The sequence below is a fragment of the Arsenophonus sp. ENCA genome (assembly GCF_002287155.1).
In the GTDB taxonomy this organism is placed as follows: domain Bacteria; phylum Pseudomonadota; class Gammaproteobacteria; order Enterobacterales; family Enterobacteriaceae; genus Arsenophonus; species Arsenophonus nilaparvatae.
Map to the genome: position 1 here is coordinate 1 of NZ_NHNG01000209.1, position 22644 is coordinate 22644.

The 22644-nt window shown below is 35.6% G+C and carries 17 protein-coding genes and 2 pseudogenes; 9 read left to right on the forward strand and 10 right to left on the reverse strand.

Translation table 11 applies throughout. The annotated features are described in order from the left end of the window. Positions 1–319: 319 nt before the first annotated feature. Positions 320–2893, reverse strand: coding sequence for an ATP-dependent chaperone ClpB (gene clpB / locus CBG25_RS05365; protein ID WP_290605096.1), 2574 nt, complete (start codon positions 2891–2893; stop codon positions 320–322). A gap of 127 nt (positions 2894–3020) precedes the next feature. Further along, positions 3021–3137, reverse strand: a complete 117-nt coding sequence (locus CBG25_RS05370) for a laccase domain-containing protein (protein WP_290605141.1) — start codon at positions 3135–3137, stop codon at positions 3021–3023. 1760 nt (positions 3138–4897) lie between these two features. On the opposite strand from CBG25_RS05370, the gene rfaQ reads away from it, so the two are divergent. From rfaQ to CBG25_RS05400, 6 genes and pseudogenes are all read left to right on the forward strand, one after another. Then, a complete protein-coding gene (gene rfaQ / locus CBG25_RS05375) occupies positions 4898–5968 on the forward strand; it encodes a lipopolysaccharide core heptosyltransferase RfaQ (RefSeq protein ID WP_290605100.1) in 1071 nt (356 codons plus the stop codon). 4 nt (positions 5969–5972) lie between these two features. Further along, positions 5973–7097, forward strand: coding sequence for a glycosyltransferase family 4 protein (locus CBG25_RS05380; RefSeq protein WP_290605104.1), 1125 nt, complete (start codon positions 5973–5975; stop codon positions 7095–7097). Beyond that, entirely contained in the window at positions 7090–7887 is a 798-nt protein-coding gene (gene rfaP, locus CBG25_RS05385) for a lipopolysaccharide core heptose(I) kinase RfaP (RefSeq protein ID WP_290605108.1), read from the forward strand. Before CBG25_RS05380 ends, rfaP begins: the two co-directional genes overlap by 8 nt. Positions 7888–7935: 48 nt before the next feature. Next, positions 7936–8868: a glycosyltransferase gene (locus tag CBG25_RS05390; protein WP_290605112.1), complete on the forward strand. Its 933-nt coding sequence runs from the start codon at positions 7936–7938 to the stop codon at positions 8866–8868. A gap of 10 nt (positions 8869–8878) precedes the next feature. Then, positions 8879–8980: pseudogene (locus CBG25_RS05395) on the forward strand (hypothetical protein); the annotation flags it as partial. After that, positions 8977–9981, forward strand: coding sequence for a glycosyltransferase (locus CBG25_RS05400; protein ID WP_290605117.1), 1005 nt, complete (start codon positions 8977–8979; stop codon positions 9979–9981). The pseudogene CBG25_RS05395 and the gene CBG25_RS05400, both read left to right, overlap by 4 nt. Before the next feature lie 36 nt (positions 9982–10017). Here CBG25_RS05400 and rfaL read toward each other — a convergent pair whose 3' ends face one another. Further along, positions 10018–11235, reverse strand: coding sequence for an O-antigen ligase RfaL (rfaL, locus tag CBG25_RS05405; protein ID WP_290605121.1), 1218 nt, complete (start codon positions 11233–11235; stop codon positions 10018–10020). 106 nt (positions 11236–11341) lie between these two features. On the opposite strand from rfaL, the gene mutM reads away from it, so the two are divergent. After that, entirely contained in the window at positions 11342–12151 is an 810-nt protein-coding gene (mutM, locus tag CBG25_RS05410) for a bifunctional DNA-formamidopyrimidine glycosylase/DNA-(apurinic or apyrimidinic site) lyase (RefSeq protein ID WP_290605125.1), read from the forward strand. 19 nt (positions 12152–12170) lie between these two features. On the opposite strand, the gene coaD is transcribed toward mutM, so the two are convergent. Then, positions 12171–12638, reverse strand: coding sequence for a pantetheine-phosphate adenylyltransferase (gene coaD, locus CBG25_RS05415; RefSeq protein WP_290605144.1), 468 nt, complete (start codon positions 12636–12638; stop codon positions 12171–12173). A 328-nt stretch (positions 12639–12966) separates the two neighbouring features. On the opposite strand from coaD, the gene waaA reads away from it, so the two are divergent. Together waaA and CBG25_RS05425 are read left to right on the forward strand one after the other, a co-directional pair. Continuing rightward, positions 12967–14244, forward strand: coding sequence for a lipid IV(A) 3-deoxy-D-manno-octulosonic acid transferase (gene waaA / locus CBG25_RS05420; protein WP_290605127.1), 1278 nt, complete (start codon positions 12967–12969; stop codon positions 14242–14244). Between the two features lie 181 nt (positions 14245–14425). Continuing rightward, a complete protein-coding gene (locus tag CBG25_RS05425; protein ID WP_290605129.1) occupies positions 14426–15892 on the forward strand; it encodes a glycosyltransferase family 39 protein in 1467 nt (488 codons plus the stop codon). A 167-nt stretch (positions 15893–16059) separates the two neighbouring features. Here the strand turns inward: CBG25_RS05425 and rfaC are convergent, their stop codons facing one another. From rfaC to CBG25_RS05455, 6 genes and pseudogenes are all read right to left on the reverse strand, one after another. Beyond that, positions 16060–17034, reverse strand: a complete 975-nt coding sequence (rfaC, locus tag CBG25_RS05430; RefSeq protein ID WP_290605131.1) for a lipopolysaccharide heptosyltransferase RfaC — start codon at positions 17032–17034, stop codon at positions 16060–16062. 2 nt (positions 17035–17036) lie between these two features. Further along, positions 17037–18083 carry an ADP-heptose--LPS heptosyltransferase RfaF gene (rfaF, locus tag CBG25_RS05435; RefSeq protein WP_290605133.1) on the reverse strand — a complete coding sequence of 349 codons (1047 nt, stop codon included), beginning with the start codon at positions 18081–18083 and terminating at the stop codon, positions 17037–17039. 11 nt (positions 18084–18094) lie between these two features. Then, positions 18095–19033 carry an ADP-glyceromanno-heptose 6-epimerase gene (gene rfaD, locus CBG25_RS05440; protein WP_290605135.1) on the reverse strand — a complete coding sequence of 313 codons (939 nt, stop codon included), beginning with the start codon at positions 19031–19033 and terminating at the stop codon, positions 18095–18097. Between the two features lie 313 nt (positions 19034–19346). Further along, a pseudogene (locus CBG25_RS05445) lies at positions 19347–20262 on the reverse strand (divergent polysaccharide deacetylase family protein). A 29-nt stretch (positions 20263–20291) separates the two neighbouring features. Beyond that, the gene (envC, locus tag CBG25_RS05450) at positions 20292–21581 is read right to left on the reverse strand and encodes a murein hydrolase activator EnvC (protein WP_290605137.1); all 1290 of its coding nucleotides are present in this window, start codon (positions 21579–21581) and stop codon (positions 20292–20294) included. Between the two features lie 876 nt (positions 21582–22457). Beyond that, positions 22458–22644, reverse strand: a 187-nt coding sequence (locus CBG25_RS05455; protein WP_290605139.1) for a hypothetical protein, incomplete at its 5' end; no start/stop codon positions are given.

Below are 22644 nucleotides of genomic sequence, written 5' to 3' on the forward strand. Positions count from 1 at the left end.
CTAAATGCTGGCATGAAAGGAGAAACAGAGGGCTTTTACTAAAACACAAGGTTTTCCCATCAGGGGTATTACAAGCTCACTCTGTCCCATGTGATAGTAGCTAATTATCACAAAAACAAGATACAAGGGGGTTTTCTGAAACTAACAACTATTATTTACATTTTTTCTGTTTAAATGCTCATTTATTGTTCTAACTTTGAATTGATAGTATCTATGCTAGTTGCTAATAATGATCTTTAATCAAGGCGATTGAGTTCTTATAATACTATTGAAGAGGCAAATATTACCTCTTCAAATAAGATTAATAATTTAATTTTATTTATTGCTTAGCAACAATAACACCTTTTTTAATATCTAAAGTGACTTGTTTGCCTGGCACCAATTTGCCTGATAGCATCTGTTCAGCCAATGGATTTTCTATCTCTTGTTGGATCGCTCGTTTCAAAGGGCGTGCACCAAATACCGGATCAAATCCCGCTTCGCCTAATTTTTCTAACGCCGCTGGCGTGATTTTTACTTTATAGCCTTGCTCTTCCATTCGCTTGTATAAACGCGATAGTTGGATCTGCGCAATTTCTGTAATTTGCTCTTTATCGAGTGGATGGAATACTACTACCTCATCAATACGGTTAATAAATTCGGGTCGGAAACTACGGCTGACAACTTCCATGACGAGTTCTTTCATTTCGTCATAACCCAAACTACCAAAACGCTCTTGGATCAAATCCGAACCTAGGTTTGATGTCATAATGACAACCGTATTACGAAAATCGACCGTTCTTCCTTGCCCATCAGTCAAACGTCCATCATCCAGTACTTGCAATAAAATATTGAAAACATCTGGATGCGCTTTTTCAATTTCATCAAGCAAAATAACAGAATAAGGGCGGCGTCGGATTGCTTCGGTTAAATAACCGCCTTCTTCATATCCTACATAACCTGGAGGTGCACCAACTAGCCTGGAGACTGTATGTTTTTCCATAAATTCGGACATATCAATACGTACCATTGCATCGTCACTATCAAATAAAAAATTTGCCAGTGCTTTACATAGCTCGGTTTTACCAACACCCGTAGGACCTAAAAATAAGAATGAGCCAATAGGCCGATTTGGATCTGATAAACCAGCACGACTACGCCGAATAGCATTAGATACCGCATCAACAGCTTCATTCTGACCAATGACACGCTTATGCAGATCCTGTTCCATATGGAGTAACTTTTCACGTTCACTTTCTAACATTCTTGAAACGGGAATGCCTGTCCAGCGCGCTAATATTTCTGCAATCTCTGCATCAGTTACTTTATTGCGCAATAACTTCATGGTGTGACTTTCCGCTTTAGTGGCAGCTTCAAGTTGTTTTTCTAATTCAGGAATTTTACCATATTGCAATTCTGACATTTTAGCTAAATCACCGCTACGCCGAGCCTGCTCCATACTTATACGTGCGTTTTCCAATTCCGCTTTTATATGCTGTGTACCGGTAAGCTCTGCTTTTTCCGCTTTCCACTCTTCTTCTAGCTCTGAATATTCCCGTTCTTTTTCCGTTAGTTCTTCCTCTAACATTTTAAGCCGCTTTTTACTGGCGTCATCAGATTCCTTTTTTAGCGCTTGTTGTTCAAGTTTTAATTGAATAACTCGACGTTCTAAACGATCAAGCGCTTCCGGTTTGGAATCCATCTGCATCCGTAGACTAGCGCCAGCTTCATCAATTAAATCTATTGCTTTATCAGGTAGCATACGATCAGAAATATAACGATTTGATAAACTGGCAGCCGCAACAATAGCAGGGTCAGTTATTTGTACATGATGATGCAACTCATAACGTTCTTTCAGTCCCCTTAATATTGCAATGGTGTCCTCAACGGTAGGTTCAGCAACATAAACTTTCTGGAAACGACGCTCTAATGCCGCATCTTTTTCAATATACTGACGATATTCATCAAGTGTAGTCGCACCGACACAATGCAATTCTCCTCGCGCTAGTGCTGGTTTTAACATATTACCAGCATCCATTGCTCCTTCAGCTTTACCTGCACCAACCATAGTATGTAATTCATCGATAAACAGAATCACACTTCCTTCTTGTTTGGCCAGATCATTTAAGACAGCCTTTAAGCGCTCTTCAAATTCGCCCCGATATTTAGCGCCAGCCAGCAAAGCACCCATATCTAAAGAAAGAACGCGTTTATTTTTCAGCCCTTCGGGTACTTCACCATTAACAATTCTTTGAGCAAGACCTTCAACAATCGCGGTTTTACCTACCCCTGGTTCACCAATTAAAACCGGATTGTTTTTTGTCCGCCGCTGGAGAACTTGTATCGTTCGACGGATCTCTTCATCACGTCCAATAACAGGATCGAGTTTGCCTTGTTCAGCTCTTTCAGTTAAATCAATTGTGTATTTTTTAAGTGCTTGACGTTGTTCTTCAGCACCTTGGTCATTAACATTATCACCACCACGCATTTGTTCTATCGCCTTTTCTATATTTGCTTTATTCGCTCCCATCGTTTTAAGCGTATCTGTCAGGGAGGTTTTGGCATCAAAAATTGCCAGAAGAAATAGCTCTGAGGATATAAACGTATCACCTCGCTGTTGCGCCAACTTATCACACAAATTTAAGTGCCGAATAAGATCGTTTGATGGCTGGATATCACCAGCAGTGCCATGCACTTGCGGTAAGGTATTGAGAATATCGTTTAATTTGTTACTAAGCTGACTAATATTAGCCCCTATCGATGTCAATAAAGGACGTAATGTACCGCCTTCTTGATCTAACAAGGCAACCAGTAAATGTACTGGTTCAATAAATTGATTATCTTGTCCAATTGTTAAAGATTGAGCATCAGCTAGTGCTTGTTGAAATTTGTTGGTAAGACGATCCAAACGCATAATACCTCCAAAATACAATTGCAATCATTTATGCAGATTAAATGAGGTTTTATTTCATACTATTCAAGTTACTTACGATAAAAATCAGCTATTGATATAAAAAATAATAATTAATCTGATTAAAGATTTATTTTAACCAGATCAATGATGCCATTCGTCCTGTCACGCCATCACGTCGATAGGAAAAAAAACGCGTTGGCTCACTAACCGTACAATAAGCCTGTTGCTCAATAGCAAAATTAATTGTGACTTACAAAAAAACCAGCTATTGATGATAAAATAATCAATTTTTGAATTAAAAATGACCTATATAAGATTAAAAAATAACYTATTTTTGTGTTTTTTAGATGTATCTAACTTGTTTTTATTGAAAGCAGTTTTATTTCACTATTGAGCAACAGGCTTAATGTGCAGTATGTGTCATCAAGTAGGTGAACAGATTATTGATATAAAATACCGCTTTAATTAAAGCGGTATTTTTAGGTGTGGTCGATATGTGGACATCGATAGAAATAAATCCTTTTATTTCATGCATATAGTTAGATTAAATGACCCAGCGCAAGCTGGGTTTTTTATATAGTATTTTGGATGTATAAAACAAAGCTTTATATTATTCACATTTTTATTCATTCCATTCTTTTCACAACAAGATCTACGCCCTATTTGAAAAATTTACATCTCTTTTTTAATATTTTTACCTATTTATCATCAAGAAATAAATCGTTAATGGTTAAAATACGCCATAAGCTATTATTACTAGCTAGTGGTATGGCACCTAAGAAAAGTTGTCCAAAGATTCAATACTAAAATATTAAGACATTTTAGCCTTGAGTTAATTAAACCAATTAAATTGGTCAGTCACGATTTAAGTAAGTTTAAATTCTCAACTTTATCTGATATCAGATATTTATTAATTTATCGACAGTAACAGTTACTAATGTTGGTAGCAAAATAGATAATTTTTCAGTGTATTTTTTGCTAATTAAAATAAAAACATAAACAGCTATAACAACTCCATATCACCTCTAATGAAAAATCATTGACAACCAAACTGCTGTTGATAGGTGTCTAACCGATTATATAGAAGACAGCCAACCTAAACATTTTATGATATGATTAATACCGATAAAAAGAAAAGTAACTACTATGCGTTTTTATAGCTATTGCAACGACTGAAAATATCGACTAAGTGCGGAGGAATGCAAGGAACGATTTGAATAAAACTAAAATTTTAATTAATGCTTTAATAGCAAATAGCTTTATTAATTTTATCTTAAAATAGACTAAAAAAATCTGTTTTCAATATAATAAATGACCTTTTGAAAAAAATTATCGAATATAAATAATTATTAAAAATAGGAAAACCCTATTATTTTATTCATTAAGTTTGAACTTACATATCGATATAATTTTTCTTTGAATAAAAACATTACTCAGACAGTCAAAAATTACTATTTTTGGGATAATGAAATAAACATCTAAAATTTATTCTCTAAAGTGAAATAACCGGTGCATTTAAAATTATTACCATAATTACTCAAACCGTTAACAGAAACTTGAAGAGTAACAGAAATTATTCAATTTTTTGTTATAATAAACTAAATCAAACCATCGAGTTATCTTATTTTCATACTAGCCATATAATCTTTCACCACTGTCGATTCAAACTTTCTAAAAATATTTATGGATATTTCTATTTAAAAAATAGATAGATAGCGTGATGTGTAGTAAAAATAGTAGATAATAAATTACAAATCAGTAATTTTATTGTTAAGATAATTGATAATATTAAAAATCCTTTACTTTATATAAATTCAAATTTTTATTATTTTTTCAAACCTGCTGAAATTTTTTAAAACAAAAGTTATTTTTAATGCCAAAATAGGTAACCATTTAGATTATTCTAATAAATTAACTATCTTAAATTTGTTGAATTTATAATGATAACATTGGTCAAAAATCAGATAAACTTATAAACAAACAATTCAAGAGTGACTGCAGCAAGTGGATAAACAATTTAAAAAAATTCTGATCATTAAAATGCGATTTCATGGAGATATGTTGCTGACAACACCTGTCGTTAGCACGCTCAAAAAAAATTATCCAACCGCTAAAATTGATATTCTTCTCTATCAAGATACAATACCAATCTTGTCTGAAAATAGAGAAATTCATGCACTTTATGGCATTAAAAACAAAAAAAATAACACAATAGCCAAATTAGTTAACTTTATTTTATTAATCAATAAATTACGGAAAAATGATTATGATTTAATTATAAATTTAGCTGATCAATGGATTGTACCTTTTTTGGTAAGATGTATCCCTGCCAAGATAAAAATTTCTCACCAATTCAACCATAGAAATACAAACTATTGGTCTGAAAGTTTTACACATATGGTTAAACCAACGGGAAAACATGTTGTTGAACAAAATCTCTCTATATTAAAACCACTTCAACTTAATACTTTGTATTCCAGTACAACAATGACTTATCAACCAAACGATTGGGAAAAAATTAATCACCAATTAATATCTCTAGGGGTACATAGTAGTTATGTTGTTATCCAACCAACAGCCAGACAAAAATTTAAGTGCTGGGATGATGAAAAATTTGCTGAGGTGATTGATAATCTACAATCTAGAGGATACCAGCTGATACTAACATCAGGTCCCAGTAAAGATGATCTCAGCTGTGTGGCTAATATTGCACAACAATGTCGCCACTCACCCATTACCGAATTTGCAGGAAAAACAACATTTCCAGAATTAGGTGCTCTAATTAGCCATGCCGCCTTATTCATCGGTGTAGATTCAGCACCAATGCATATTGCAGCAGCATTAGAAACCCCTATTATTTGCTTGTTCGGTGCGACAGATCATCAATATTGGAAACCATGGAGTAAAAACGTTATTCAAATTTGGGCTGGTAATTATGAAAAAATGCCAGAACGACACGAACGTGATCGTAATAAAAAGTATCTATCAATAATTCCAGTTAAAGATGTTATTACCGCTACAAAAAAAATGTTACCAATGGATATACAAACCATAAAATCTGAGATAGAGATATAATCCGATGGAAATTGCATTTTGTTTATACAAATATTTCCCTTTTGGTGGACTACAAAGAGATTTCATTCAGATTCTCTCTGCTTGCCAAAAACGAGGGCATCAAATACGTGTTTACACAATGGTATGGAATGGTGAAATTCCTGCTGATATTAACGTTATCATAATCCCAGTTAAAGCACATACAAATAATGGGCGTAATGAAGCATTTTATCATCAGGTCAAAACACATTTAACCCAACATCCTGCTGATATTATTGTCGGTTTTAATAAGATGCCAGGATTAGATATTTATTATGCAGCAGATGTTTGTTATGCAGAAAAAGTTGAAAAAGAAAAAGGTTTTTTTTATAAACTGACCAAACGATACAAACATTATATTGCTTATGAAAAAGCGGTTTTTGATGCAGATAGTCACACCAAATTATTAATGCTTACCCAACATCAAATTAATGATTTTAAAAAACATTACAAAACACCTGACGCACGTTTTTATCTGTTACCACCGGGCATTGACCTCAGTAGAAAATATGACCAACAAATTATTGACGCAAAACCAATTTATCGTAAAAAAAATGCTATCTCTGAAGAGCAATTTCTTTTATTACAAGTCGGCTCAGATTTTAAACGTAAAGGCGTAGACAGAACACTCAAATCAATAGCTTCCCTGCCTGACAAAATAAAAAATAAGACTATGCTAATGGTAGTAGGACAAGACTCACCTACCCGTTATCAACGGCTAGCAAAAAATTTAGGGATAGATAAACAAGTTTTATTTTTTCAGGGGCGTAATGATATAGCAGAATTGATGGCTGCTGCTGATATATTAATTCATCCTGCCTATCAAGAAGCTGCTGGCATAGTATTAATCGAAGCCATTGCAGCGGGTTTACCAGTAATTACAACAGATATATGTGGCTATGCGTTCTATATCAAACATGCAGATTGTGGCATAGTAATAGATGAGCCTTATAAACAAAAAAATCTTAATAATGCTTTAACAACAAGTTTAACTAATAAATCTCTATTAAAACAATGGTCAGAATCTGCACGCCACTTTGCTGATACTCAAGATTTATACAGTTTGCCTGAAAAAGCTGCAGATATTATTTTGGGATGCCAGCATGCTTGAACTTAAACAACCTTTTAAAAACTTATGGCAAGGCAAAGATCCCTTTATAGAAATAGAAAAATTAGATGGTAAAATTTTTCGTCAATTAGAAACACGCAAAACATTATGCTTTATGCTTAATGAAAAAAGTCATTTTCTCAAAATTCATTATGGTACTAGGTCAAAAGAAATACTAAAAAATCTATTTTCTTTACGCCTACCAGTATTAGGTGCGGATAGAGAATGGAAAGCAATCCATCTCCTAACTGAGGCAGGCATTGACACTATGCATGGTAAAGCTTTCGGTCAAAAAGGAATTAATCCTTTACGCCGTAAGTCATTTATTATTACCGAAGCGCTGATTCCAACCATTAGCTTAGAAGAGTACTGCGCAAATTGGAAAAATTCAGCTCCCCAATTTAGTACTAAAAAAATATTAATTTGTCGAATGGCTGAAATAGTACGTAAAATGCATGCATGTGGTGTCAATCATCGCGATTGCTATATTTGCCATTTTTTATTACATTTGCCCTTTGACGGCGATGACAAAAAATTAAAGATCTCAATCATTGACTTGCATCGTGCCCAAATACGTCAGCATGTACCAAAACGTTGGAAAGATAAGGATTTGATTGGATTATATTTTTCATCACTGAATATTGGTTTAACCCAACGAGATATTTTTCGTTTTATGCAGATTTATTTTTCTGATAATTTAAAAAATATTCTCAACAATGAACAAAAATTGATATCGAGCGCTAATATTAAAGCAGAAAGAATAAAAGAAAGAACCGTTAGGAGAGGATTATAACTCTAACCGTTTTGTTTTATAAAAAATTTTAGGAAATAGGTATAGTACATGTATTTTGACAAGCATAAAGTTATTACGCAAAAACTCTGCTTAACGCCAAATTTGCATGCTGATTGCCACCCTAAATTCCATATTGCCTATGGGGTAGACAAAAATTTTTTATATGGTTGCGGAATTTCGATAACATCAATTGAACTGCATAATATTAATAATAATCATTGTTTCCATATATTTACCAATTATTTTGATCATGAGCAAGAAACCTTGTTCGATACTCTTGCGCAACAATATAAAATTGAAATAAATATTTATTTGGTTGACGATCAGAGCTTAAAATCATTACCTAGTACTAAAAACTGGTCCTATGCCACCTACTTTAGATTCATCATTGCTGACTATTTTTCAAATAAATTAGATAAAATTTTATACTTAGATGCAGATATCATATGTAATAATAGTTTAGATAGATTACAAAACATTCACTTCAATAATAATGAAATTGCTGCAGTTGTGACAGAAAAAGATGAAAAATGGTGGCAAAAAAGAGCATTCGAATTAGAAGTAGAAAATATCTCGCAAGGATATTTTAATGCTGGATTTTTATTCATTAATCTTAATCGCTGGGCAGAAGAAGATATTTCAACGCAGGCAATGAGGTTACTTAAAAATAATGCGTTAAAAAATAAATTCTCTTTTTTAGACCAAGATGTTTTAAATATTCTGTTAGCAAATAAAATAATCTATCTAGCCAAAAAATATAATACTCAATATAGTATAAATTATGGTCTGAAAAGCGTTAAACATGCTGCGTTTGCTATTGATACTATTTTTATTCACTATATTGGCCCGACCAAGCCATGGCATGAATGGGCAATATCGCCTTTTTCCCAACCATTCATAAAAGCAAAAAATGCTTCCCCCTGGCAAAATAAACCGCTATTAAAAAGCAGAAAGCGTACACCTTTTAAGGTACTGCGCTAAACATAAATTCAAACAAAAAAAATACCACGAAGGTTTAAAGAATTATACTCACTATTATTTAGCAAAATTTAAAATTCTCTTTAAAAGAGTTAAAGGGCTATGTTTATCATGAAGCATTTTATAAAACAAAGTTTTAATATTGCGGGGAAAAAAAATCATCTTGAAAAGAATAAAAATTTTAACATTGCTTATGGCGTTGATAAAAATTTCCTACTTGGTGCAGCGATATCAATAAATTCCGTATTAATAAATAATATTGATACAGATTTCAATTTTCACCTGTTTACTGATTATATTGATGACGAATATATACAACGTTTCCAAAAAATGATAACAAAGTATAATTCTAATATAATTATCTATCTGTTAGATTCTGAAGAATTAAAACAACTATCAACCTCAGATTTCTGGTCTTATGCCACCTATTTTAGATTAATCGCTTTTGAATATTTAAGTACAAACATAAACTCTATTTTATATCTAGATGCTGATGTTATTTGCAAAGGCAGTCTAAAAGAACTATTTCAGCTAAACTTAGCGAATTCTTTTGCCGCCGTGGTACTCGATGTCGACAACATGCAGCAATCAAGTGCGACTCAACTAAAGTTAACCGATTTAAATGGCAAATATTTTAATGCCGGCGTAATCTATGTAAATTTAAAGAAATGGATTGAAAATAATTTATCCAAAAAATCATTAGAACTGGTACGCGGAAAAACAAATTTTGGTAAATTAAAATACCTTGATCAAGATGCACTAAATATATTATTTCAGACGCAAAACATCTATTTATCTCGTGATTATAACTGTATATATACGTTGAAAAATGAATTGACTTACCACGATTTATCCAAATACAAAAATACCATAACTGATAGCACCATTCTTATCCACTATACTGGCGTCACAAAACCCTGGCATACTTGGGGTATTAATTATCCGGCCAGTCAATTTTTTTTCAACTCATATATTCACTCACCGTGGAAAGATCAGCCATTAAAAATCGCAGAAAAGAGAACGGAACTACAAGAAAAATATAAGCATCTATTTTTACAACATAAATATGTGCATGGTTTGTTATGTTTAATTAAATATAAATTACTAAAAAAATAATTTTAAAGCACCTTACAGATAGGTGCTTTCACTTAGCTAATTAATCAATTTTTTATCGCTATTCAGTGCTAATGCTATTCCTATTATGATAGCCATATTTGAAACATTTACAGTTTCAAACAAACCTCTAACAATCATATCACCAATAAATATCAACATCAGGATCAAAAAACCATCTTTTACCGTATTATTACGATATCCATTAAATAAATGGATAAAAATTGAAACAAAAAGATACAGGGTAGCAATTAGTCCAAATATTCCAGAGGCAAACAAAATTGACAAAACTGTATTATGAGGCCCAATCGATTGTTTAAAAACCCAGTCAGGATAATCAATTACCCTTTCATTATAAATTTTATAAAATAATTGCTCGCCATAGCCATAACCGGTTATTGGATTTTCTTTAATCAAATCTAATGCTGAATCCTGAGTACCATTATCATATCTATGACTACTACTGGTCTGCTCTAATTTGTAAAATAAGTTATCAATCTGACCTTGATTAACTGCTGCTAAACCAGACAATAAGATACTGCAAGCAATAACAGCAATAATCGGCAATTTAATTTCTTTTTTTACTACACACCAAATAATAAATATTACTGCAATAGATAACCATGTACCTCGCTGTAATGTGCCGATTGTTATTGCGACAAAAATAACCGAAAGCGAGAAAAATAAGATCTTATTTTTTACACCTTTACATAACCACAAAGCAAATAAAGCGGGTGCAATAAATATTAACCAATCAGAAATATATCGATGTTCAAATGCTGATAACGGCATGATACCTTGATGATATTCATTAATATATTGCAAAATTTCCTTAATGGCTAACGGTAAAATAGAAAAAATTAAAGAGAAAATTAATAGCTTAGTTATGTGCTCTTTCTTTTCTCGATAAAGTACTATCGCAATAGCCATTGCGGTAATAAATAATTTTTCGACAACACCTTTATTAATAGCTTTTAATGAAATGTTAACATCTTTAGAAATAATTAATGAACAAAGCATTGCCAAAACAAAAAATACTAAAGATAAAAATAAATTATTCTTAAATATACTGAAAACACGCTTTCTATCTTTAATTAAATAGACAATCGCAGTAAGATAAATTAATCCAGCTAAGGCATGTTTATAACGTGTAGCACCATCAAGAAAATAAATAGCAATAAAAAAAAAGACTATCCCTAAATTCCAATAAGATTGGTAATTAAATCGTTTATTAATTATAGAGATAAGTTTCTTCATTTGCACTCCAGATAACATATTAACGCATTCTATTCTATCGACTAACCAACACAAGATACAGTAGTATATATTAACATTAACGACTAGTTACATAATTAAGGGATCTATGCCAGAACTACCTGAAGTTGAAACCAGCCGACGTGGAATTGAACCCTACTTGGTTGGTAATAAAATACAATATAGCATAGTACGCAATAGCAAATTACGCTGGCCGGTAGCGACAGAAATTGTACATATCACCAATGAATCAGTGATCAGTGTTAAACGGCGCGCTAAATATTTACTCATTCAGCTCCAACATGGTTGGATAATCATTCACTTGGGTATGTCAGGTAGTATACGTATCTTAACCAAGCAACAATTAGCCGAAAAACACGATCATATCGACTTGATTCTAGCTGATGGCAAAATATTGCGTTATACCGATCCCAGACGTTTTGGTGCCTGGTTATGGACTAATGACCTGGTTAATTGCTCTGTACTTTCCCATCTAGGGCCAGAACCGCTTTCTATCGATTTTAACGCCGATTATCTTTATCAACGAGCAAAAAATAAAAAAACCGCCATCAAACCTTGGTTAATGGATAATAAAGTCGTTGTCGGTGTAGGCAATATTTATGCTAATGAGGCACTATTTGCTGCCAAAATTCTGCCAACCAGAGCTGCACATTCATTGACAAAAAAAGAGATCAGTAATTTAGTTATTCAAATTAAACAAGTTCTTCAACGTTCAATAGAACAGGGTGGAACAACATTGAAAGATTTTTTACAGTCAGATGGCAAACCGGGTTATTTTGCTCAACAACTTTTTGTTTATGGTAAAAAAGATCAAGCTTGTACCCATTGTGGTCAACTGATTGAATCAATAAAACTAGGGCAACGCAGTACTTTTTTCTGTCATAGTTGCCAAAAATAAACTTAAGTATAACTTGTTTTTATTGTTCAATTTTTTGCAACATTGCTTTAGCTATTGGTTCTGGTATAAAAGATGAAATATCACCGCCATGGCGGGCAACATCTTTAATCAAAGAAGAAGAAACAAACGACAACTTCGGAGAAGGTAATAAAAAGATAGTTTCTAGATCAGCCATTAGATGACTATTCATATTAGCCAGCTGACATTCATATTCAAAATCTGACACGGTTCGCACACCTCTAATCAAAATATTAGCCTGGTGTTTTTGCGCAAAATTTACCGTGAGCTCACAAAACCCGATTACTTCAACGTTAGTTAAATGTTTTGTCTGTTCTTTAGCAAACAAAATACGTTCATCGAGGGTAAACATCGGATTTTTACGCGAACTATCAGCAATAGCCAATATTAGCTGTTCAAATATTAAAGCAGCGCGCTCTATAATATCCAAGTGGCCGTAAGTTATAGGATCAAAAGTACCAGGGTAAATTGCTTTTTTTTTTCATAAAGTTATTTTCACTAATAACGAAAAACTGAACACATATTATCGTATTGTTTAAGCATATTGAACAATTATGTTGACAAAATAAATCTCTATCATTGATAAGAATAGCTACAATTTATTATCTTTTGAAAATAAATGATAATTACTATCATATTTTTAGTTAATCACTAGTTTAATTTTAATTAACGGACAAAATATTAAAAAATTTTATATTTAATGATGAATAAAAACGCTATTTAAATAGATAGTCATTGCACTTTCTTATGTGCAATATGCTACTATAGTGCTAATCTCAATCAGTCAATGTGATAGAATGTTATTACGTCTATATCAAATACTTATTTACCTTATTCAACCTATTATTTGGTTACGTTTATTGTGGCGTAGTCACAAATCTCCCGCTTATCGCAAACGTTGGGGTGAACGATATGGTTTTTGTAATGGTAAGGTAATTCCCGGTGGTATATTATTACATTCTGTTTCAGTAGGCGAAACCTTAGCCGCGGTTCCGTTAGTTAGAGCATTGCGCCATCACTATCCAACACTACCAATTACCGTTACTACCATGACCCCAACTGGTTCGGAGCGTGTTTTATCTGCATTTGGTGATGATGTTCAACATGTCTATTTACCCTACGATTTGGCAGGATCTGTACGCCGTTTCCTTAATCATGCGGATCCTAAATTAACCATTATTATGGAAACAGAACTTTGGCCAAATCTTATTATTCAATTAAGACAACGTAAAATCCCATTAGTTATTGCTAACGCCCGTCTGTCTGAACGATCAGCGGCACGTTATCAAAAATTGGGTCATTTTATCAAAAAGTTATTGCAAAAAATCACCTTAATCGCAGCACAAAATCAAGAAGATGGCGAACGTTTTATTAAATTGGGTTTAGCAAGAAAAAAATTGAATGTTACAGGTAGTCTAAAGTTTGATATTTCTGTCACCCCTGAATTGGCCGTAAAAGCCATAACATTACGTCGACAATGGGCTCCGCATCGCCCGGTTTGGATTGCTACTAGCACCCATGAAGGAGAAGAGTCAATTATTTTACAGGCTCATACTAAACTATTAAAACAATTTCCCGACTTATTGCTGATCCTTGTTCCTCGCCACCCGGAACGCTTTGCACAAGCAAAAGCGTTAACCCAAAAAGCAAAACTACGCTATATTTGCCGTAGTGAAAATCGCGTTCCTAATACGGATACTCAAGTTATTATTGGTGATACCATGGGTGAACTGATGCTACTCTATGGTATTGCTGATCTGGCTTTTGTCGGCGGCAGTTTAGTTGAAAAAGGTGGGCATAATCCTTTAGAAGCAGCCGCACATGCCCTGCCTGTTTTAATGGGGCCTTATACTTTCAATTTCAAAGATATTTGTACCAAACTAAAACAAACCGATGGTCTTATTACGGTTAATGATAGTAAATCCTTAACTGTTACTGTTTCCCATTTGCTGAAAGATGAAGATTATCGTCTATGCCATGGTCGTCAAGCAGCAGAAGTTTTACATGAGAATCAAGGGGCATTGCAAAAATTACTAAAGCTACTGGAACCCTACCTGCCACCAGTAACCCATTAAATACGAATATTATTGAATATCGCTAAAACCCATAGCGAAATAGCACTTATGATAATTCACTAAACAATATAACTTAATAAATACTACATATTTTGTCTTTTCTTCATTATAGTGTTACTGGTTTAATTCAAATAAATGGGATCCTTACCCTCCAATTTTATAACTAACGATGAAAAATAATATGCCTTTATCTAGCTCAAATTCAAAAATATTGCTCTATCTGTGGGTATCGATTTATGCAATTTTATGGATTTGTGGAAGTTATTTTTTAGATCCAACCGTACCTTACGATGCTGTTGAAGCAGTTAACTGGGGAATGAACGGTGAATGGGGCTCCCCCAAAAACCCTTGGTTTGTTGGTGCCGTTATGTGGCCCGCCATCTACTTAAACCTCTCCTACAGTTTTTATTGGTATTTTATTCACTTTGTTGGTATAGCCATTGGTATGATAGGGGTATGGCAACTGGCTTACCGCCTCAGTCACAAAATTGAATTGGCTTGGTTTGCATTATTGATACTAAATTTATCAGGCATCATTAATTTTGATATCATTCCTTATAATGATAACTATATTTTGGTCACTCTATGGCCCTGGGTGCTACTTTTCTTCCTGCGAGCTGTTTATGATCATCCCAAATGGTGGCTTGCCTTTGCACTGGTATCTGGCTTGGCAACCATGGGTAAGTATTCAACATTGGCCCTGGTTGGCACGGTTTTTTTATTAACCCTTTTCGTGCCTAAGGTGCGCAAAAGTTATCAACAACCCCTTTTTTATATTGCAATTGCACTTTGGTTTGCATTGATCTTGCCTAATTTGTTCTGGCTATTAGAAAATGATTTTTCTGCCTTTAAATGGGTTGATTCACAGATCGAACAAGGCTTTAACCTGCGTGTGGTCAGCTCAACATTATCTGTTTTCTACCCGTTAGTTATTGCTACCATAATTCTCTATCTATTAGGTGGTAAAATAGGCTGGCCTAAAGAGCAACCCAATCAATTAGTTAATTTTATTTTACTCCTTCCCTTGGCCGTAATTTTTGGTTGGTTTTTGTTTCATGATGGAGGGAGGATGACCGAATGGTTACAACCATTTATGATGATTGCGGCGCCATTATTTATTGGCTCTATCTCCATTTCGCCCAAAAAATCACTACGAAAGACATTTTTTGGTTTAATTATCATTGGCGGCCTGATCTTTTTAGGTTACTGCCTGGTATTAAATTATAATATCCGTGGCGCTGGCCAGAAAATGATCGGTATTAAAGCACTCACGGCAGAAGGACAACAGCGCTGGCGGCAGAAATATGGTCAACCATTAAAATATGTTGGTGGCGAAGATAACCTTTATCAATGGTTTATTATCTACGCTTCTGATAGGCCACACACTATCCAGCCCTGGGATAACAGTGAAGATCAGCCACCGAATGTTTATTATCGCGATATTACGGCAGAAACAATTAAAAAACATGGTGCTTTATTATTAGGGCGAAAAGGTAAAGATTGCAGCCAAGAAAATTTTGCTCGGATGTCAAAACATTGGCCACAATTTACCATTAAAAAAGAAGCCATTATTTACCAATCAGAACCAAACGCTGATCCGCAATCAATGTGCTTGGGATTTATTGCGCCAGAAAAAAATTATCATTAAAAATAGAGTGACAATGAAATAGGAAGAAAATTTTCATTGTCACAAAATTGATACCTATATTTGTATCAACCTGACAGTTTTACTAAAGCTAACTTAAGTTTAACTGAGTAAATTGCCTTGCTCGGTTGTGCCTTATCTGTCAACAAATAGATAGATAAAAATTTTCACTATTTATTGTCTATTTTTAAAACTAATCGCTGGTAGATTTCATCCGGTTTAATTGTCGCCATATTGCCATCGGCTGAAACAATTGCTTGTTGTGCTTCACCATAACCGCCAATTAATCCCGGATCGGTAGGGCCATAGAGGGTAATATTCGGTTTGCTCAGTGCAGCGGTTAAATGGCTTAATCCTGTATCAACTGAGACGACCGCTTTGGCTGCGACAATTTGTTGAGCTAATTTGTCTAATGACAGCTTAGGTAATACCTCAACATGCTTAAAACCAGCGGCCAGCCTCAGGGCTCGTTGATATTCCAGATTGGTTCCCCACGGTAATTTAACTGTTAAGCCTTTAGCTGCTACAGCGGTGATCAATTGTCGCCAATGGGACTCAGGCCAATGTTTCTCATCACGTGTGGTGGCATGGAAAAAAATAATATAAGGATCGTTTTCTTTTGCCAAAGCCGGTGGCGAAAAATAGGCCGCAATACCATAATCACCGACAATAGTCGGTTTACTATAATGTAAACTATCGGCAAATAATTGTCGGATACGTTCAACCGCATGCAGCTGTTTATCGACACTATAGCGACAATCATAAAATAGGCTTGCTATAGGCTCGCGAGCACTTTTCCAATCATAACCATGACTTACACCACTAGCTAACCGTGTGATCAAAAAAGCACTTTTCAATAATCCTTGTGCATCGATCACAGCATCATATTCTTGCTGTTGCAATTGGGCACGAAAAGCAGCTCTTTGCTGCCTGACAGATTTTGCCAACCAGTTTTTTCGCCAGCGTCGAATAGCTACCGGAATAACTCGCTTAACAGCATGATGCCAGTGTGGAATTTCGACAAAATTTTCTTCAATAACCCAATCAAACTGAATATCAGGATAGCGCATAACTGCATCAGTCAGTGCAGGTAAAGTATGCAATACATCACCCATCGATGAGGTTTTAACAATCAACACTTTCATGGCTATTGGCTCTCCGCCAATAACTGAGTTAATGCGGTGAACACGCATTCAGGTTTTATATCAATCAAACTTTGATGATAGCCACTTTCTGCGCTACCTTTCCTCACCTTATGATAACCGGTTATTAAACGGATAATTTCTACTCGATTTGACAATGGTGGCGTAAAATCAGGACTACTTGGCCCATAAAGTGCTACCAAAGGCCGATTTAATGCTGCCGCAATATGCATTAACCCGGAATCATTGGTCACCACAGCTCGACAAGATGCCAGTAGATTAACTGCCTGCTCCAGGGTTGTTTTACCTGCCAGATTAAAACAATACTGCCGACAATCTGCAGAAAGTGACTGTCGAATATCTTCACCGATACGACTATCTTTTTGCGAGCCAAAGATTAAAATTTGATAACCATGGGCAGCAAATAATAATTGCGCCAACTCAGCATAATGATAAGCTGGCCAGCGTTTAGCTGGACCAAATTCTGCACCTGGACAAAAACCGATAATCGGTAACTGTTCTGGAATATGAAAAATGCGTTTACTCTGGACAATCTCTGTTTCTGTCACCGCAAGTTGCGGCCATAAAATAGGCTTGGGGATCTCATCGGCGTTGTTAACAGTGCCTTTTTGATAAGCTAAAGCCACATAACGCTGAACCATTTGTGGAAAAGCAGCTTTATCTAATAGGCGAATATCATTTAGCAACCAATAACGCATCTCACCGCGCCATCCTGTCCGTATTGGTATTTGGGCAAAAAAAGGCACCAGCGCAGATTTAAAAGAGTTGGGTAAAATATAGGCTTGATCATAACGCTGAGTACGTAAATGAATACCAAGCCGACGACGTACACTGATAGCTAAACGACCATGGCCCAAAGGCATCGATATGGCCTGCCTGACTTCAGGCATTTTGTTTAATAGTGGCCGACACCAATCAGGTGCCATAACATCAATTTCTGCGTCTGGGTGTAGGGTCTTCAAAGTACGGTAAAGACTCTGCGACATCATCATATCGCCCACCCATGACGGGCCAACTACCAGTATCTTCATACTATTTCCATTTAATCATTGGAATTTAACCATTGCATATAGTCAGCAACCCCTTCCGCCACAGTTTTGAACGGTTTATCGTAACCCGTAGCACGTAATTTGGTGAGATCTGCTTCGGTAAATGCCTGATAACAAACTTTCAATTTATCAGGAAAGGCAATATATTCCACTGCCAATTTTTTTTCCTGATGAAAAGCGATTACCGCATCAGCTACCGCCTGAAAAGAGTCAGCCTTACCGGTACCACAGTTAAATATGCCGGAGATTTTATTTTGCCAACACCATAAATTAACCGCAGCAACATCACTCACATGAATAAAATCACGTTTGAATTTTTCACTACCGGCAAAAAGTTTTGGCCTTTGCCCTTGATTGATTTGGCTATTTAAATGGAAAGCGACACTGGCCATGCTCCCCTTATGCCCCTCACGCGGACCATAAACATTAAAATAACGGAAACCATAGACTTGTGAAGTAATTTGAGGTAAAAGCCCACGAACATATTGATCAAATAAAAACTTAGAATAACCATATACATTTAATGGTTTTTCATATTGCCGCTCTTCAATAAAATGATCACTGCGCCCACCATAAGTTGCAGCCGAAGAAGCATACAAAAACGCAATATCTCGTTCAATACAGTAATGAAGTAACTCTTTCGAATATTCATAGTTATTATTCATCATATACTGACCATTCCACTCAGTGGTTGATGAACAAGCGCCTTCATGAAAAACTGCGTCAACTTCACCAATATTATCACCAGCCATTATACTGGCAATAAAATCTTCTTTGTCGATATAATCTGCAATATCTAAATCGACTAAATTAACAAATTTAGCGCCATTTTTAAGATTATCGACCACCAGAATGTCGCTACGCCCTATATCATTCAGTGCTTTAACAATATTGCTGCCAATAAAACCAGCCCCACCCGTAACTATGATCATTGGATTTACCTCTACTCAATCGATCTAATCGTTGCTCATATTAGGTGATAATAACATTTATCCCACGTTAACCACAGTAACTCATCTGATTTATCCAAATAGAATAACTAACCAGAAGCAACAAAACGGTTGCACTCCTCAATCTGTTTGTCAATTAACTAATCTATTAAAATAAATTACAGCAGAACGCATCAGCACAATTTTCACTTAATTTATTAAAGATATAGAAAAAAATATTATGACGAATTTTTTCACGCGAACAAAATGATATGTCATTGTCGTCAGCTATTATTTTATTAGGAGGATGAAACATTTAGCCAAATAGTGGCTTTCTCTGTTCAGTAAATAGTTTTTTTAAGTCAGGATCATGATACATCGCATCGACAAAATATATCATTAAATCAATACCCGATAATGCTTTTGTGACTGGTGATATTTCGCAATAACCGCTGACAACTTTTGGCAATGCCAAGGGTCGCACCGGAACTTTCTCTGGATTTTGTCTAACCGTTTGACTCGCCAATTTATCTTTTATGTTATTGTTAAGTAGAGTACTAACCGCCACTAGTTCAATATCATCAGGTAATTCAAATAATGTTTGCTGTAACACATCAATGGTAGCAGGATAAGGGTGGCCAATAACAATACTGCTACCATGCTTACGGGCAAATGAAATGGCACGGGCAAACTGTTTACGAATCTGTACTTCTGCTTTTATATCATCTAAAAAAACGTTGCGACGTGAGGTTGGCAACATAAAAACTTTAGCTGCTTCATTAACCTTAGTGTTTGCTATCGTCACACTATCGAGAAAATAGAGATCATAATGCGAAAGCACGCGCATAACATTTATCATAGCCGCTAAATTAGCCGTCATCGCACTTGCCCATATGATTATTCATACCTTTGGCGTGGGGTACTCGCTTAATCGCAGCAACGATATGCTGCTCTATTTCACTGGCATTCATCTCAGGCGTTAAGGTATTTTTTTCCAGTGGTTGATGGCTAATCGGCTTCATCGGCATGTGAATTAAAATTTCTCGCCCTTGTTGATAAGCTTTTTCGGCCATTTCTCTGCCATAAGGGGAGTCTGGTAAAATGGCAATAGAAAGTGCCACCGGCAAAGCTAATACCTGATTATCTTCCGTTTTACGATAACCAATATCATCAATCACAATGGCTAATTTGCCAGCATTCACTTGTCCGCTTACAAGTAACAATAGAAACATGATTATCAAAACAATCCGCTTTCGCACTGTTATCTCCCTAACCAAGGCTGTGGATTAACGGTTTTACCTTGACGACGGATCTCAAAATAGAGTGAGGAACGTTGCTGTCCACCACTACTACCCACTAACGCAACAGGCTGACCCGAACGAACCTGTTGACCAACATTCACCAATGCACTCTGGTTATAACCATATAAACTCATATCTCCCTGACCATGATCAATAACCACCACCAAACCATAGCCTTGTAGCCAATCAGCCAGTAAAACACGGCCGGCAGAAATGGCTTTAACCTCTGTTCCTTCAGCGGCATTGATCACCATACCCTTCCAGCGTAATTCATCGGAAATACTGTCCCCATAGTGATGAAGGATCTGGCCATGAACCGGCCACAGAGCCTGACCAACAGGACGGCCTAAACCGCCAGTACGCGCCATCAGAGCCCGCTCATCTTCAGTTGGACGATAAGTGGTTCCTTTTTGCTGTGCCTGCCGTTGTTTTGCTCGTATACGTGCCGCCTCTTTCGCTTCTCTTTCCGCTCTAACTTTTGCCTCTCGTTCAGCTTTGGCAATTTTACTACGCAACAGTGTTTCGTTACGTTTCATCACCGCCAAACTTTTTTGCTCCGCTTTTAAAGTCGATTCCAACGATATCAGAGTTTTCTTTCTAGCATCCTGCGCCGAATCTAGCGTTTTCTTTTCTTGATCTTGTTTGGCTAAGTTTTTTTTCTGTGCCAATTGCGTTTGCTGCTTTTGTTGTTTTTGCTCAGCAAGTAAGGTCGTTGTTTGCTGCAATTTAATAATCGTTTGCTCTCTGGCTGCATTTAAGTAGCTATAATAGGCTAAAATACGCTCTTCTCGTTGTCCTTGTTCACCTTTAAATAACAATTCAATCCCTTTTTGCTGGCCTAATCGAAACGCGGCATCGAGCTGCTTAGCTAATAATGTTTCATGGAGCTGTTTTTGCTGTTGTAAACGGCTAATATTTTCATTTAATTGCGTTAGCTCTTTTGCTAACTGCGAAAGTTTTTTCCGTGTTTCATGTAATGCTCGTCCAGCAGCAGCAATATTTTTTTCCTGATTTTTCAATTGATAAAGTAAATGATTTCTCTCAGCTTGCTGCTGTTTAACACTTTTCTCTTTTTCTGCAATATTTGATAACAGATCTTTCAGTTTTACTTTATTGTCACTGATGGGATTGGCTGTGGTAATCAATGGCCAGATAAGAAATAGCGAGACACAGAGTAACGACTTAACCACTACTCTCTTTAGTAGAGCCAAAAGGATTAGGATTAAACCATATCGGCTGGTATTGTTCATCTTAGTTCAGCATCCTGAAACAATATCACTTAAAATTATTGACAATTAATATAATTAGTAAACATTTCTGCTTCTTTTAGGATAATACTGAAAAAACTTAATTTCTTCATTTATACAACAAATTATAAAATAACTATAGGTTATTATTAATATTACTTTCATTCAGCTACTTTTTAAGTGGTATCAATTAACTGATATCGCTGGCAAATATCGCCAGTATGAACACTAATTTGCAAAAAAACCTAGTCATTTTTGCAAATTGGCTGTAATTGCGCAGCGATAAAGGTATACTTTGCAACCTAGATCTATCTATTACTAACTACGGGAGTAATTACCCCACATGATGCAAGAAATCATGCAATTTATTAGCCGACATCCAATACTCAGTCTGGCCTGGATCGCTTTGGTGCGACATGAAGTCGCTTAGAGAATTGCTTTGCTTGCAGAATAACGCACTGACAAAGTCCGTTGTTCCGTCAACGGTAGCCTACTGACCCAAGCGAGATAGGTAACTAACTGGTTTGAAGCGGTCGGGACAATGTAGTAAGAGCTGTGAGTACCAATACGGCTTGCACGCTAGGCTTGATGGTATGGTTAACTTATGTGAACTGTTAAATAAACGTCGTCATCCAGAAACAGCCAAAGGTACTGATAGGCTGTGGCCAAAAGGCACAGTAGCTGGATATTCCTTTTGAAGCTGGGAATACACGGACAAAGTAAGCTATCGGCGAAGTAGACAGAACCTAACCCATTGTGTTTTCTGAGTGGAACATGGTAAGCCCGTATCTCCGCCTTTTAGAGGCTGTCGCAAAAGAGGTAGTATCATGTTTTTAATGATTTCAATATTTTGATTTTAAAGAAAAAATTAAATTATTTTTATTGTAAATACCCCTTTTGCGACAGCCTCTTTAGAGGCTGTCGCAAAAGGGGTGGAATTTTTTTTTTCAACAATATCCCACCGTGCAGATTTTCTCTTTTTCTGATTTTAGTTTGTACAAATAATAGACTGAAAATCATCCATAATATCAGAGCAACCGCTCTTGATAAGTTATAGGCCATTGCA

What these genes read in the sequence shown, in the direction of transcription:
- clpB (WP_290605096.1), bottom strand. Translation starts at nt 2,893, where the DNA reads ATGCGTTTGGATCGTCTTACCAACAAATTTCAACAAGCACTAGCTGAT.
- CBG25_RS05380 (WP_290605104.1), top strand. Translation starts at nt 5,973, where the DNA reads ATGGAAATTGCATTTTGTTTATACAAATATTTCCCTTTTGGTGGACTA.
- rfaP (WP_290605108.1), top strand. Translation starts at nt 7,090, where the DNA reads ATGCTTGAACTTAAACAACCTTTTAAAAACTTATGGCAAGGCAAAGAT.
- CBG25_RS05390 (WP_290605112.1), top strand. Translation starts at nt 7,936, where the DNA reads ATGTATTTTGACAAGCATAAAGTTATTACGCAAAAACTCTGCTTAACG.
- CBG25_RS05400 (WP_290605117.1), top strand. Translation starts at nt 8,977, where the DNA reads ATGAAGCATTTTATAAAACAAAGTTTTAATATTGCGGGGAAAAAAAAT.
- rfaL (WP_290605121.1), bottom strand. Translation starts at nt 11,235, where the DNA reads ATGAAGAAACTTATCTCTATAATTAATAAACGATTTAATTACCAATCT.
- mutM (WP_290605125.1), top strand. Translation starts at nt 11,342, where the DNA reads ATGCCAGAACTACCTGAAGTTGAAACCAGCCGACGTGGAATTGAACCC.
- waaA (WP_290605127.1), top strand. Translation starts at nt 12,967, where the DNA reads ATGTTATTACGTCTATATCAAATACTTATTTACCTTATTCAACCTATT.
- CBG25_RS05425 (WP_290605129.1), top strand. Translation starts at nt 14,426, where the DNA reads ATGCCTTTATCTAGCTCAAATTCAAAAATATTGCTCTATCTGTGGGTA.
- rfaC (WP_290605131.1), bottom strand. Translation starts at nt 17,034, where the DNA reads ATGAAAGTGTTGATTGTTAAAACCTCATCGATGGGTGATGTATTGCAT.
- rfaF (WP_290605133.1), bottom strand. Translation starts at nt 18,083, where the DNA reads ATGAAGATACTGGTAGTTGGCCCGTCATGGGTGGGCGATATGATGATG.
- rfaD (WP_290605135.1), bottom strand. Translation starts at nt 19,033, where the DNA reads ATGATCATAGTTACGGGTGGGGCTGGTTTTATTGGCAGCAATATTGTT.
- envC (WP_290605137.1), bottom strand. Translation starts at nt 21,581, where the DNA reads ATGAACAATACCAGCCGATATGGTTTAATCCTAATCCTTTTGGCTCTA.